The sequence below is a fragment of the Micromonospora sp. TSRI0369 genome (genome assembly GCF_001905625.1).
GTDB classification, from domain to species: domain Bacteria; phylum Actinomycetota; class Actinomycetes; order Mycobacteriales; family Micromonosporaceae; genus Micromonospora; species Micromonospora echinospora_A.
In genome coordinates this window covers 678,099-692,532 of sequence record NZ_LIVU01000005.1, presented here as the reverse complement: position 1 = coordinate 692,532, position 14,434 = coordinate 678,099, and the positions used below count along the sequence as shown (strand labels likewise).

The 14,434-nt window shown below is 73.5% G+C and carries 8 protein-coding genes; all 8 read left to right on the top strand.

All coding sequences use genetic code 11. The features are described 5' to 3' along the window. Positions 1 to 22 precede the first annotated feature (22 nt). The 8 genes from AMK25_RS20475 (at position 23) to AMK25_RS20440 (ending at position 14,431) form a co-directional block, all read left to right on the top strand. Entirely contained in the window at positions 23 to 325 is a 303-nt protein-coding gene (locus tag AMK25_RS20475; RefSeq protein WP_073829922.1) for a WXG100 family type VII secretion target, read from the top strand. Between the two features lie 132 nt (positions 326 to 457). Next, positions 458 to 1,297 (top strand): hypothetical protein, encoded by an 840-nt coding sequence (locus AMK25_RS20470; RefSeq protein ID WP_073829921.1) that lies wholly within the window; start codon positions 458 to 460, stop codon positions 1,295 to 1,297. Between the two features lie 42 nt (positions 1,298 to 1,339). Then, positions 1,340 to 4,216, top strand: a complete 2,877-nt coding sequence (locus AMK25_RS20465; protein WP_073829920.1) for a hypothetical protein — start codon at positions 1,340 to 1,342, stop codon at positions 4,214 to 4,216. A gap of 2 nt (positions 4,217 to 4,218) precedes the next feature. Next, a complete protein-coding gene (locus AMK25_RS20460) occupies positions 4,219 to 4,617 on the top strand; it encodes a hypothetical protein (RefSeq protein WP_073829919.1) in 399 nt (132 codons plus the stop codon). Then, positions 4,578 to 8,573, top strand: a complete 3,996-nt coding sequence (gene eccCa, locus AMK25_RS20455) for a type VII secretion protein EccCa (RefSeq protein WP_198937612.1) — start codon at positions 4,578 to 4,580, stop codon at positions 8,571 to 8,573. The genes AMK25_RS20460 and eccCa overlap by 40 nt, the downstream gene beginning before the upstream one ends. A gap of 13 nt (positions 8,574 to 8,586) precedes the next feature. After that, on the top strand, positions 8,587 to 9,996 hold the full coding sequence (eccD, locus tag AMK25_RS20450) for a type VII secretion integral membrane protein EccD (protein WP_073829917.1): 1,410 nt from the start codon (positions 8,587 to 8,589) through the stop codon (positions 9,994 to 9,996). 6 nt (positions 9,997 to 10,002) lie between these two features. Next, a complete protein-coding gene (eccB, locus tag AMK25_RS20445) occupies positions 10,003 to 11,358 on the top strand; it encodes a type VII secretion protein EccB (protein ID WP_073829916.1) in 1,356 nt (451 codons plus the stop codon). A 7-nt stretch (positions 11,359 to 11,365) separates the two neighbouring features. Continuing rightward, entirely contained in the window at positions 11,366 to 14,431 is a 3,066-nt protein-coding gene (locus tag AMK25_RS20440) for a hypothetical protein (protein ID WP_073829915.1), read from the top strand. Positions 14,432 to 14,434: the final 3 nt, after the last annotated feature.

Genomic DNA, 14,434 nt, shown 5'->3' with positions numbered 1-14,434 from the left:
CTGATCCCCCGAGAGGACTGACGTGTCCAACTACACCTTCGACTTCGTGCAGGCAGACGCCGTGCTGACCGACATGCACCGCATCAACGGCCAGATCCAGTCGTCGCTGGAGGAGATGGAGCGCACGGTCGAGGCGAGCCTCGCCGAGTGGACCGGCGCCGCCCAGCAGCAGTACCACGTCTCGAAGGCGGCCTGGAACCAGGCGGCCGACTCGATGGTGGGCTACCTGGAGCAGGCCCGGCAGACGCTGCTGCGCATCTCGGACAACTACGGGACCACCGAGCAGCGCCACGCCATGATCTGGAACGACGTCCGCGGCGGTTGATCCGCCGGGCGGCTGCCGCGGACGCGGTGCGGCAGTCTCCGTCGTCCGTCCCCGGCCCGGTGAGCTAGACGACCCGGGCCGCTGGGGTCTGCGCCTTCGTCCCGCCGTCGACAACCGAGTGGAGTGAGTTCCTTGGCCCGCATTGACTGGGGATACGCCAGCCCCGAAGCCATCGCCGCGATGAACGCCTACGGCATGGGCGACGCCGCCATCGGGAAGCCGGAAGGCACCACTCAGGCGGCGTACGACTCCTGGATGGCCTTCTACAACAAGCACCAGAACCGGCGTACCGGGGTCGATTTCGACAAGTGGAAGGACGAGGTCCGCGCCGAGCACCCGGAGTGGATCGAAGCCCGCGAGTGGTACGACAAGAACGTCCTCGACATCGACGGCTGGCGGAACCTCGTCAAGGAGTACAAGGCCAACATCACCGACCCGTCGAACGTGAAGCCGCCCGCGTTCACGGACAAGCCCGACTGGATCGACGAGACGAAGACGCCGACGAACTCGGGCTTCACCCCGCCGGGCATCAATCCGACGTTCAAGGGCGACACCGCCTCGACCAGTGGCGTGGCCGTGAACACCGCCGCGCTGGAGTGGTTCGCCAACGAGGTGCTGGGCCGGATCACCGGTCCCGGGAACGTCCTTCTCACCACTGTGGACCAGCTGAACGCGGTCGACCCGCGGCCCGGCGCGTTCGCCCGCGCGGAGGTGCTGCGGCAGGCGGTGGTCGGGGCGACCGCCCAGGACGGCGGCGTCAAGGGCGACACGAAGGACATGCTCGTCGACATGAACACGGCCCTCCTCGCCGTGCAGCACGCCCTGCTGAAGATGGCCGCCCAGTACAAGAACCTCGAAGAGCTGAACTCGCTGACCACGGAGAAGCTCACCGAGGTCATGGGTGACTCCTTCAAGGGCCTCGACAACCTGAGCACGTACGGCCAGAAGATCATCAAGACCGACGGCAACTAGCGCGGGCGAGCGGCTCTCGCCGCTCGCGAAGAGGGACGGGGCATGGGCAACGGTCTCGGTGAGAGCAAACTCGACGGGTGGAACGACCCGGCGGAGGAGGCAGGAACCTTCCCGCCGAAGGTGATTCCCGTCGGCGACCTGTACGACTACCGGACCTGGGCGACCGAGACCCGGGGCTGGCGCAAGCTCGAGGCCGCGGTCAACGGCGGCGCCGCGGTGTTCAGCGAGGCGGGACTGCAGTACGCCGCCTCGCGCGTCAACGTCGCGTCGGTGGTCGAGGCGGCCCGGGCCTTCCAGGCGACGCAGGACCTGCTGATCTGGCTGGAACAGACCCTCCGTACCGCTGTCGCCTCCATGGTCGGTGACGAGAAGGCGTGGAAGGGGCCCGCCGCCAGCGCTTTCCGCGACAAGATGAACTTCTACGCGGACCTGCTCGGCAAGCAGGCCGAACACCTCGCCGGCGGCAAGGTTCCGGACTCCACCACCGCGGCGAACTCCATCAACTCCTCGCCGAACCTCACGTCGCTGCCGTCGCAGCTCTACGACGCCGCCAACCACCTCTCCTGGGCCCAGCAGACGATCGCCTACCTCGACGGCGCCTGGGCGACGATCGCCTCCCAGAACGGCGTCGGCAGCGGCAGCGGCCCGGTGCCGATCAGCGGCACCGAGTACGAGAAGCCGATGGCGCAGCAGATGGCCGAGGTCGTCCACACGGTCGCCGAGCAGTACCGGATCACCACCGACAAGGCGAAGACGGCCGGGGTCACCATGCCGACGACCGGCATCAGCATGCCGACGACGTCGCCGTTCCCGACGCAGAACATCACCACGATGAACCTGTCGGCACCCCCGACGCTCACCCCGCCGGTGTTCACCACGCCCTCCATCGGCGGCATCACCACCGCGCCCGTCACCGCGCCGCCGAACATCACGGTTCCCACGATCACGCCGCCGAACCTCAGCGGCATCGGCGGCCCGGGTCCCGGCCAGGGCCCGGGGAACATCACCCCGCCGTCGTTCTCGGGCCCGGGTGAGATCGGTGGCCCCACCCCGGGCGGAGGTGGCGCCGGCGGCGGGCTGCCCGGATTCGACGCCCCGGTGTTCAACGGCCCGGGCGGCATCGGCGCGGGCGGTGGTGGTCTCGGCGGTGGCGGCGTCCCGGGCGGGTTGCCCGCGGTCGTGCCGCCGGGCATCAAGCCACCCGGCTCGGCCAACCTCGGCGGCGGCTCGGCCGGCGGCGGTTCGGTGAAGCCGCCGTCGTTCTCCGGCCCGGGCGAGGTCGGCGGTCCGAAGCCCGGGGGCGGAGTCGGCGGGGGTACCGCCGGCGGTGGGTTCACCCCGCCCGGCGTGCCGGGACTCGGCTCACCCGGCGGCGTCGGCAACGGCGCCGGCGGCAGCCCTGGCCTGCCGGAGAAACCGGACGCGAACGGGCTGCTGGGCAACGGCAAGGACTTCACTCCCGGCGCGATCAGCGGCGTGGACATCCCGGCCGCCCCCGGTGGCGCGGTGCCCGGTGGTGGCGGTTTCCAGTCGCCGATGATGCCGGGCATGCCCGGCGCCGGTGCTCCCGGCACCGGTGGCGGTGGCGTCCCCGGTGCTCCCGAGGCGCCGGACGCCAAGGGCTTGGTGCAGGGGGACGCGGCCGACTGGCAGTCGCCCGGGTTCGACGGCGTGCAGGTTCCCGGCGCCCCGGCCGGTGTGTCGTCCGGCGGCGCCGGGCTGGGCGCGCCGATGCCGGCCATGCCCGGCATGCCGGGCCCCGCCGGCGGCGGGAACAATCCCGGCGCGGCCGAGTCGCCCGACGCCCGGGGGCTGGTCAGCGGTGACGCCGACGACTGGCGGCCCGGTGTCGACGCCGGTGTGCCGGACGGGTCCGGCGGCGCTCCGGCCGGTGGCGACGGGCTCGGCGGCGTCGACGGGCCGCAGCTTCCCGCCGTGTCACCAGTGACCCCGGACGTCGGTGTCGAATCGCCGGTGGCGACGACGCCGGCCGGCGTCGGCATGCCGATGATGCCCGGAGCGCCGGGCGCTCCCGGCGCGGGTACGCCCGCCGGTGGCGTGCCGGACGCGCCGGACGCCTCCGGGTTGATCGAGGCGGATCCCGGCGACTGGAGCCCGTCCGCCCCCGACACCGCAGCGCCGGACGCGCCGTCGGGCACGGGAGCGGGCGGCGCGGGGCTGGAGAAGCCGGTCCGGGCGACGCCGGACGTGCCGCCGCCGCTCGCCGGAGACTCGTCCACCGGCGGGGTCGTCGTACCCGAGGGGACCCTGCCCGGCCGGACGGAGACGATGCCGGTGGCCGTCGGGACGCTGCCGCCGATGCCCGGCCCGGCGGGCGGCCACGCGCCTGCCGGAACCTCACCCGCGGGCAGGCCCGGCGCGCCCGGGCCGGTCCGGCCGGGCGGGGCCGACCGGATCCCGGCAGGGCCGGAGGGCTGCTCGCCGGACGCGGACGCGGACGTGGTGGTGGGGGAGCCGCGCGACACCGACGGCGCCGAGCCGCCGGGCGCGTCCGTGGCCGAGGTGGTCGCGCCGCCCACTGTGGTGGAGGTGGCGGACGTCGAGACCGTCGTGCTCCCCGGGGCGCTCGGGCCGGCGGGCGCCGCCGTCGTGGCCGGTCTCGCCGGCCGGGGTCCTCAGCCGGGCGGCCCCGACGACCCGGCCCGGGCCGGTGCGCTGCGGCGCCGCTCCGGACGCGACGGTGACCGGGAGCCCGCGGACGGCGCCGACAGCACCGTCGAGCTGCGCGAGGACGACGCCGTCTGGGGCGGCGACGGCGACACCCGCCACCGCCCCGCCGACGACCACGTCCCGCTGGTCCGGCCGGACGAGGACCCGGACGACAAGGCCGGGTGGGACGACCTCAGCGACGCCGACTGGCTGACCGGCGCGCCCGCCGACCAGGGCCCGGAAAGGTGACCATGTCCGAGACACCGGGGCCGCGGCGTGCCGTGTGGCGGCGGGTCGCGCCCGCGAAGGCCCCCCGGCCGGCCGACGGCACGTTCGACTTCTTCGGCGCCGACCTGGACAAGATGCGCCGGTGCGGCGAGCCCGGGGCCGGCGACGCGGAGTTCATGGAGGCGCTCGCCACGGCGGAGAAGGAGGAGGCCGAACGCGCCGAGGCGTTCTGGGCCGAGCAGGACCGCCGCCGCAAGGAGGAGCAGGAGCGGGCGGAGAAGGAGAAGAAGCGCCAGGCCGACGAGGACGACGACGTCAAGGTGGCCGAGCGTTACCGCAACGACCGGTACGCCGTGAAGCTGCTGCGCCAGGAGAACACCGCCTGGGGCGGCGACGACACCGGGGTGGGGAAGCTCGGATGAGTACGGTCACCGTCAAGCGCCCGCCCCGCGCCACCGGTCCGGAGGCGCCGGAGGGCTCGATCGAGCTCCAGGAGCCGCCGCTGATGGCCGAGGAGGCCCCGCTCGACTTCCGCTCGTTCGCGATGGTCGTGCCGATGGGCCTCGGCATGGGCGCGATGCTCGCCATGTTCGGCCTCTACAACCGCGCCCCGATCATGTACGTGATGGGCGGCGCGATGGCCGGCGGCATGCTGCTCATGGGCGTCATGCAGATCGGCCGGGCGGCCTCCGAGCGCAAGCGCAAGATGCGCGGCGAGCGGCGCGACTTCCTGCGCTACATCGGGCAGCTGCGCAAGCAGGCCCGCGACGCGGCCGACCAGCAGCGCCGGCACGTCCTCTGGAACAACCCGCAGCCGGGCTGGCTCTGGTCGATCGCGATGGGCAGCCGGCTGTGGGAGCGGCGGCCCAGCCACGACGACTTCGGCCGGGTCCGCATCGGTCTCGGCCGGCAGGCCGCGATGCTGAAGTTCAACCCGCCGTCCACCAAGCCGATCGAGGACCTGGAACCGCTGTCGTCGATCTCGTTGCGGCGCTTCTCCGAGGCGTACCGGACGGTGTCGGGCATTCCGACCTCCGTCGGCCTGCCGAGCTTCACCAGCGTCGAGTTCGAGGGGGCCATCGACCCGGCCATCGACCTGGCCCGCGCCATGGTGGCGCAGCTCGCCACCTTCCACGCCCCGGACGAGCTGCGGATCGCCGTGCTCGCCGCCGAGGTGCACCGGGGCCCCTGGGAGTGGGTCAAGTGGCTGCCGCACAACGCGCACCCGACGGCGTACGACGCGGCGGGCCCGGTCCGGATGTTCGCCGGCAGCCACGACGCGCTGATGGACATGCTCGGCCCCGAGATCACCGACCGGGGCGACCACGACCGGGCCGTGAAGCCGACCACGAGCGAGCCGTTCCTGGTGATCGTCGCGCACCTGGTGGACCTGCCGGACAGCTCCCGCCTGCTCGGCGCGGGCATCCGCAACGTGGTGCTGCTGGACCTGACCGGCGCGATGCCCGGCGGCCCCAAGGTGCTGCGGCTCACCGTCACCGACGACGCGGTGGAGTTCCCGGCCGGCGCGACCACCGGCACGGCCAAGCGTGACGGGCTCGACGAGACCCAGTGCGAGGCGCTCGCGCGGATCATCGCGCCCAAACGGACCAGCGGCACGCTGGACGTCTCCGACGAGCCGCTGGACACCAGCTTCGAGCTGACCACGCTGCTCGGCATCCGCGACGCGATGACCTTCGACGTGCAGGCGCTGTGGCGCACCCGGACCCCGCAGCGCAACCGCCTCATGGTGCCGATCGGCGTCACCGAGGAGGGCGAGGTCATCGAGCTGGATCTGAAGGAGTCCGCGCAGGGCGGCATGGGACCGCACGGGCTGCTCATCGGCGCCACCGGTTCCGGCAAGTCGGAGCTGCTGCGTACCCTCGTCTGCGGCCTCGCCGCGACGCACAGCTCGGAGATCCTCAACCTGGTGCTCGTCGACTTCAAGGGCGGCGCCACGTTCCTCGGCATGGACAAGCTGCCGCACACCTCGGCGGTGATCACCAACCTGGCCGACGAGCTGCCGCTTGTGGACCGGATGCAGGACGCGCTCAACGGCGAGATGACCCGGCGGCAGGAGATGCTGCGCGCCAGCGGCTACGCCTCGCTGTTCGACTACGAGAAGGCGCGCGGCAACGGCGCGCAGCTCGTGCCGTTCCCGGTGCTGCTGATCATCGTGGACGAGTTCAGCGAGCTGCTGTCCAGCAAGAGCGAGTTCATGGACCTGTTCGTCTCCATCGGCCGCCTCGGCCGGTCGCTCGGCGTGCACCTGCTGCTCGCCTCGCAGCGCTTGGACGAGGGGCGGATCAACCGGGTCGAGGGCCACCTGTCGTACCGGCTGGCGCTGCGCACGTTCTCCTCGATGGAGTCCCGGTCGGTCATCGGCGTGGGCGCGGCGTACGAGCTGCCGCCCGAGCCCGGCAACGGCTACCTGAAGGTCGACACCACGAACCTGGTGCGCTTCAAGGCGGCGTACGTCTCCGGCGCGTACACCGGAAGCGGCCGCCTCAGCGGCGTCGTCGACGCCGACGACGAGCTGACCGCCGACGTGGTGCCGTTCACCACCCGGCAGGTCGCCGCGCGCCACGACCCCGGCCGGGACCGCCCGGTCGAGCAGGCCGAGGAGCCCGCCGTGGACGCGGGCGGGCCGAGCCTGGTCGAGGTGCTGCTGGACCGGCTCGCCGGCTCCGGCCCGCCGGCCCGCCAGGTCTGGTTGCCGCCGCTGTCCAGCGCGCCCAGCCTGGACTCGCTGATGCCGAGCGTGCTGCCCGACCCGGTCCGCGGCATGACCATCGACGACCCGCAGGTCCAGGGCGGTCTGCGGGTGCCGGTCGGCGTGGTGGACCGGCCCGCCGAGCAGTTGCGCGAGCTGCTGGTGGTGGACCTCAACGGCGCGGACGGCCACGTCGGCATCGCCGGCGCGCCGCAGAGCGGCAAGTCGACGCTGCTGCGCAGCCTGATCCTCGCGCTGTCGCTGGCGAACACGCCCCGGGAGGTGCAGTTCTACGGCCTCGACTTCGGCGGTGGCGGTCTCGCCTCGATCTCCGGCCTGCCGCACGTCGGCTCGGTGGCGACGCGGATGGAACGCGACCGCGTCGTCCGTACCGTCGAAGAGGTCCTCCAGGTCATGGAGAAGCGGGAGGCCGAGTTCGCCCGGCACGGGCTCGACTCCATGTCCAGCTACCTCGCGAAGGTCACCGAGGGGGTGATCGAGGACAGCTTCGGGCACGTCTTCCTGGTCATCGACGGCTGGTACACGATGAAGCAGGACTTCCAGGAACTGGAGCAGAAGTTCCAGGAGCTCGCCTCGCGCGGCCTGTCCTTCGGCGTGCACGTGATCGTCACCGCGACCCGCTGGTCGGAGCTGCGCACCTGGATGCGGGACCTGCTCGGCACCAAGCTGGAGCTGCGGCTCGGCGACGCTATGGAGTCCGAGCACGGCTCCCGCAAGGCGGCCACGGTGCCGAACCAGGTCGGCCGCGGCCTGACCGAGGGCGCGCTGCACTTCCTGGCCGCGCTGCCCCGGATGGACGGCAGCTCCGCGGTGGGCGACCTGGCCGAGGCGACCAAGTCGGTGGTCGAGGAGATCAGCACGTTCTGGCCCGGTCCGACCGCCCCGCCGGTACGGATGCTCCCGGCGCACCTGATGGTCGAGACGCTGCCGCCGCCCGGGTCCGAGTTCAAGGTGGTCATCGGCCAGGACGAGCAGCGTCTCGCCCCGGTCTGGCACGACTTCATGGCCACCCCGCACATGCTGGTGTTCGGCGACAGCGAGACCGGCAAGACCAACATGCTCCGGCTCGTGCTGCGGGCCATCCAGCAGCACTACCCGCCGGAGCGGGCGAAGGTCGTGCTCGGCGACTCCCGCCGCGACCTGGACACCGCGATCGGCGCCGCGTACCAGGTGGGCTTCGCGTTCACCGGCGACAAGATGTTCGAGCTGGCCGGCCAGACGTCGGTCTCGATGAACCGGCGGCTGCCCGGCGCGGACGTCTCGTCGGAGCGGATGCGCAAGCGCGACTGGTGGGAGGGGCCGGAGCTGTTCGTCATCGTGGACGACTACGACCTGATGACCAAGGGCACCGGGATGGGCTCGACGCTCGACCCGCTCCTGCCGTTGCTGGCCCAGGGCACCTTCATCGGCCTGCACGTGATCGTGGCCCGGAGCACCTCCGGCGCGATGCGGGCCATGATGGACCCGGTGATCCGGCGGATGTGGGAGCTGGGCACGCCCGCGACGCTCTTCTCCTACCCCAAGGAGGAGGGCAAGTTCCTCGGCGAGGCGAAGGCCCGCCAACTGCCGCCCGGGCGCGCCCAGCTCGTCACCCGGCGCGGCGTACGTCTGATGCAGACCGGTTTCGTGTCGGACACGGCCCGATGAGAGAGGCTCGCTGGTGAGCGCAGCGCTTGACGACCAACTGTGCCGGATCACCGTGGTCGGGCCGGCCCGCCGGGCCGACCTGGCCGTGCCGGCCCGGATGCCGGTGGCGAACCTGATGCCGCTGCTGGTGCGGCACACCACCGACCTGGCCCGGGTACCGGACGGCGACGTGCCGGACGAGTCGTGGGTGCTGCAACGTCTCGGCCAGGCGCCGTTCGAGCTGTCCGGCACGCCGGAGAGCCTGGACTGGCTGGAGGGCGAGGAGCTGCACCTGCGCCCGGCCGAGGATCCGCTGCCCGAACTCGACTTCGACGATCTCGCCGAGGGCGTCGCCACCGTGGTGAACCGGCGCGCGGACCGGTGGCAGCCGGAGTACCGGCGGGTGTTGTTCCTGGTGCTGTCCCTGGTGGCGATGGGGCTGCTCGCCGCCGTACTCGTCGACCGTGGCCCGGTGCTGCCCCAGGTGATCGGCGGCGCGGTGCTCGCGGCCGGTCTGTTCACCGCCGCGATGGTCAGCGCGCGCCAGCAGACCGACGGCGCGTTCCCGCTGCTGTTCGGCGGCGGCGCGGCGTTCTTCGCGGCGGTCGCCGCGTCCAGCGCCGTCGACGGCGACCCCGACGGCGTCGCCTGGAACGCCGACGCCGCGCTGGCCGCGGCCGTCGCGATCGTCGCGGTCACCGCGTTCCTGCTCGTCGCGCAGCGTACGGTCACGCCGGTCATGCCGTTCGCCCCGCTGCTGATCGTCGCGCTGACCGCCGCAATGGTGGTGCTCGTGCTGCTGTCCGGCGCCGGCTTCCAGCTCACCGCGCCGGAGGTCTCCGCCGTCGCCGTCTCGGTGATCCTCGTGCTGATCGTGATCGCTCCCCGCGCGGCGGTGAAGCTGGCCCGGCTGCGCGGACCGCAGTTGCCCAAGACCGGCGCCGACATGTCCTACGACATCGAGCCGGAGGACTCCGACCTGGTCAAGGCGCGGGCCGACGAGGCGGACACCTACCTGACCGCCTGCATGACCGCCTCCGCGCTGGTCCTGCCGGTGCTGCTGCACCACACCATGCAGGTCCCGGGCTGGTCCGGGTGGACGCTGGTGCTCGTGACATCGAGTGCAATCCTGTTGCGCTCGCGTACCTTCTTCGGTTTCTGGCAGCGGATCGCCCTGGTGGCGGCCGGTACCGTCGGCTACCTCATGGTGGCCCTGATGTTCTCCGACACGCTCGCCCCGGCCGGCCGGTACGTCCTGCTCGGCGGGCTCGTCGCCCTCCTGGTCCCGTTGGTGATGGCCGCGCTGCGGCCGTGGCCGCGGCGCATGCTGCCGTTCTGGGAGTACACCGCGGGCGGGCTGGACGTCGCCACCGGGCTGGTCGTGCTGCCGGTGCTGGCCCAGGTGCTGGGGCTCTACGCCTGGGCCCGCGGACTGTTCGGGTAGCCGAGAGTGCAGACCCAGCGCGACCATGTGCACGCCCACCAGTTCATGATGGGCCGGCTGAGTTCCGCCCTGGTGCAGGGCGACCCGTCGACGGCGGAGATCCCCGGCCGGCGCGCCGTCACCGGCCTGGCCTTCGGCGTGCTCATCAGCGTGCTGGTCGTGGCCGGGTTCGCCGTCTACGGCTGGATCGTGCCCGGCGGCAGCAAGGCGTACACCAAGGCCGGCGTGATCCTGGTGGAGAAGGAGAGCGGCACAAGGTACGTCTACCTCGACGGGAGGCTGCGGCCGACGCCGAACCTCACCTCGGCCATGCTGATCCAGGGCGGCGCGGCCACCGTGAAGCTGATCTCCCAGGAGTCGATCAAGGACGTGCCGCGCGGACCGTCGATCGGCATCGACGGCGCGCCGCAGTCGATCGCCACCGGCTCGATGGTCGCCGGGCCGTGGCTGGCCTGCCTGCCCGGCTCGGTCGCCGACACCCCCGGCGACCGGCTCGGCCTCAACCTCGACCCGCGCGCGGAAGCCACTGCGGTGCCCGCCGACCGTTTCGTGGTGGTCCGCGGCGCCGACGGGCCGACCTACCTGGTGACCGCCGAGCGCAAGTACCGGGTCGGCGACCCGGCAGTGCTCGTCGCGCTCGGCGCCACCACGACCCGCCGGGTGCCCGCGCCGGAGAACTGGCTCGCCTTCCTGCCCGACGGGCCGGCCCTGGCGCCGGCCACGATCCCCGGCGAAGGCCAGTCCGGCCGCGTCGGCGACCGTACGTACCCGGTCGGCACGCTGTTCCGCCAGCAGCCCGACACCGGCGCGGAGCAGCTGCTGGTGCTGCGCCGCGACGGCCTGGCGCCGCTGAGCCGCACCGAGTTCCTGCTCGCCACGGCCACCACCGGCGCGAAGGCGGTCGAGCTGACCGCCGCCGACCTCGCCGCGGCGCGGATGTCGACCGACCGGTCGCTGCTGACCCGGCTGCCCGACCTGACCGGCCTGACCCCGCAGGAGCCCGCACCGAACGCGCTGTGCCTGCGGCAGAACGCGGTGGACGGCACGCGGTTCGCCAGCACCGCCGTCCTCGTCCCGCTGGACCGCTCCGGCGTCGGCCCCGCCGGGCAGACCTCGGTACGCACCCGGCCGGGCAGCGGCATGGCAGTGCTCCCGGCGCCGTTCGACTCGGACACGGTGCCGCCCCTGCCCACGTACATCGCGGACGACGGAAAGGCGTACCCGGTCGGCGACCAGGACTCGGCGAAGGCGCTGAAGCTCGACCGGGTCACGCACGTGCCCTTCCCGAAGGAGTTGCTCGCGTTGCTGCCGCAGGGCCCGGCGCTGAGCCTGAGGGCCATCGCGGCCGCGGAAGTGGGGTAGGTCGACCATGGCGACCCGGATCCGGGACCTGTTCGGCGGCGGCAAGGACCGCCCCGGCGGCGTCGTGCAGCACACGGTCGGCAACGCCCTCGTGGTGCACGTCGAGGACGCGATCAGCCCCGAGGCGCAGTCGCTGGCGCTGTCCATGATCGAGGACGCGGAGAACGACGTCGTCGTGCTCGACCTCGGCGACGGCATGCCGATCAGCGCGTGGGAGTCGATGGCGGGAGTGCTGCCGCGCCGCCGCCGGGGCATCCGCCTGGTCGCCTGCGGCCGGCACGGCAACTCCGCGGCGATGGCCGGCCAGTGGCTCTCCGAGCGGCTCAACCGCACCGTCATCGCCCCGGACGGCGACCTGGTACGCGGCTCGGCCGGCACACTGTTCGTCCACTCCGTCCCGGGCAGCGGCTGGGTGCGCTTCCGGCCCGGCCGTCCGCCGGCCTGGGACGCCAAGCGCTACCCGACGCCGGCGTGGGACCGGGCCGCTGTCGACACCCGGCCGTCCAGCGCCGTCGCCGAGATCGAGCCGATCCCCGCCGGGGTCTGGATCCACAGCAACCGCGACCCGCAGGTGGTCGACCCGCAGCGGCGGCGGCTGACCGCGTACGTGCCGTGCCAGGCGGAAACCATGTCGGTGCTGCTGGGTTGCCCCGGCACGCCGCCGCTGTCGCTCGACGACGTGGTGCGCTTCTGGCGCGGGCTCGACGAGGAGCACCGGCAGCGGGTGCGCTTCGTGCAGTTCGGCGAGGTCCGCATGCCGGAGGGCGAGGCGTTCGGTCAGGCGATCGCCGACCTGCTCAACACCGAGGTCACCTGCTACACCGGCGTGCCGATCGGCAGCCCGCAGAAGTACGAGATCCGCACCGTGCTGCCGGACGGCGCGTTCGGCTGGGCCCCGTACGCGCTGGAACTGTCCTACTCGCCCCGGGCGCACCCCAACTCGCGGGCCCGCCGTCCCACCGTGCTGCGCCACCGCCCGCCGCTGACCGGCGCCGAGGAGCTCGCGCCCCGCGTCTACTGGTTCGCCCCGGGCGCGGTGGTCGAGGTGGTGCAGAGCGGGCTCTGGGTACGGGCCACCGCCGAGCCGAAGAACGCCGAGCAGGTCCGGGCCGCGATGCTCGACGCCCGCAGCGGCACGCTCGTCTTCGACGACACCGTCCACGCCGCCGCCGAGCGGATGCGGGAACTGGCCGCCGACCTGGCCGCACGGGTGGACGGCATGGCGGGCACGGGCCGCACGCTGCTGCCGGCGTCGGTGCTCGTACCCGGCGCGAAGCCGTCCAGCCCGGCGCAGGTGGTCGTCGACCTGGAGGCCGGGACGCGCGTGGTGGGCGCTCCCGCTCCGATGCCGGCGTACGTGGAGGTGGCCCCGCCCGCGCCGCTCGCCCCGGTGTCGGCGGACAGCGTGGTGGTAGCCGTTCCCGCGCCGACCGCCGGGCACGAGGTCGCCGCGCCGGACCTGCTCGCGAACACGCCCACGTTGCCGCCACCGCCTGTGGTGCCGCGTCCGGTCGCGCCCACGCTGCCACCTCCGCCCGTGCTGCCGTTGGCGTCCGAGCTGCCGGCCCCTCCCGTGGTGCCGTTGGCGTCCGAGTTGCCGGCGCCGCCGTCGGCGACCTCCACGTCCGACCTGCCGTCGCCGCCGTGGGCGCCCTCCGTGTCGGATCTGCCGGCGCCGCCGTCGGTGCCGCTCGCGCCGGAGCTGCCGTCGCCGCCCGTGGTGCCGCTCGTGTCGAACCTGCCGGCGCCGCCGGTGGTGCCGCTCGTGTCGGAGCTGCCGGCGCCGCCGGTGGTGCCGCCGTCGGTCGAGCCGGTGCTGCCGGCCGTCCCTGGCGAGCGGGCCGCCACCGGCCTGACCTCCGCCGTGTCCGCTGCCACCGGCCCGTCGCCTGTGCCGCCGGCCGCCCCGGCCGGGCCGAGCACTCCGGGCCGGTCGGTCACCTCCGGCGGAGCAGGGGAGCCGGCGGGCCAGGACGGGCGGCCCGCGCTGCCCGAGCCGCCCACCATGCCGGCTGGCTTCGGCGAGCCGGAGCCGCCTACCATGCCGGCCGGTTTCGGCCAGGCGCTCGCGACGCCGCCACCGGTCGCGCCCGCTGTGCCGTCGCTGACGGTCCACGCCGTCGACCCGATCCCCACCCCGACGGCTGCTCCGGCCGCCGCACCGGCTCCGGCCACTGCCGCGGGGAAGGCCGAGCCGTCGGCGGAGGCCGAGCCGGCCGACGGAGCCGAGCCGGCCGACCGGGCCGAGGACAGCGCCGAGGCCCGGGTGCAACCGGTGCCCTCCGCCGGCGCGGGCGCGCTGCTGTCGGAGAAGAAGGGGCTCGCCGACGAGCGGGCCTGGCTGCGCCGTACGCTCAGCCGCGAGTTCGACGTGATGGCCAGCTCGGTGTCGCGGATCATGTCGCAGCACCCGGGCATGCAGGGATCCGGCGTGTCCAAGGAGGACGTGCTCGCCGACTCGGTCGCGCTTCGGCTCTACCTGACCGGCCGGGGCCCGGGCGTCGACGCCGGCCTGCGTTCCGGCCGCAAGGGACCGCACGTGCCGTTCGCGCGTTGCGTGGTCGCCGGGGTCTCCCGGATGCCGTCCTTCCGGGGAACCACCGTCTACCGGCTGTCCCCGACCGACCGGGAGTGGGAGCTCTACCGGGATCGCCGGCTGGTCACCGACTGGAGCTTCGTCAACGCGCTTACCCAGCCGTGCGCGACCGAGGACGGCGACACCGACGTGCTGATCTGGTCGATGACGGCCCGCCGCACCAGCCTGCTGGAGCCGGAGGGGGACGAGCACGTCGAGGACCGGGTGCTGTTCCTGCCGGGCACCAACTTCAAGGTGCTGGACCTGCGCCGGCCCTCGGCGGACGAGCGCGGCGCGGTCCTGCTGCGGGAGATCGGCGCCAACGAGATCGACGACACCGGCCGGGTCGACTCCAACCGGGTGTCGCTCGACGAGCTGGCGGTCACGTCGCTGCGACGCAGCCTGGACCGGTGGGCCACGGCCGAGCCCCGGGAGCGGATCGGCGCCGGGGCCCGTGGCCGCCTCCGGGTGCTGCCCGGACTGGACCGGAAGGGGTGACGC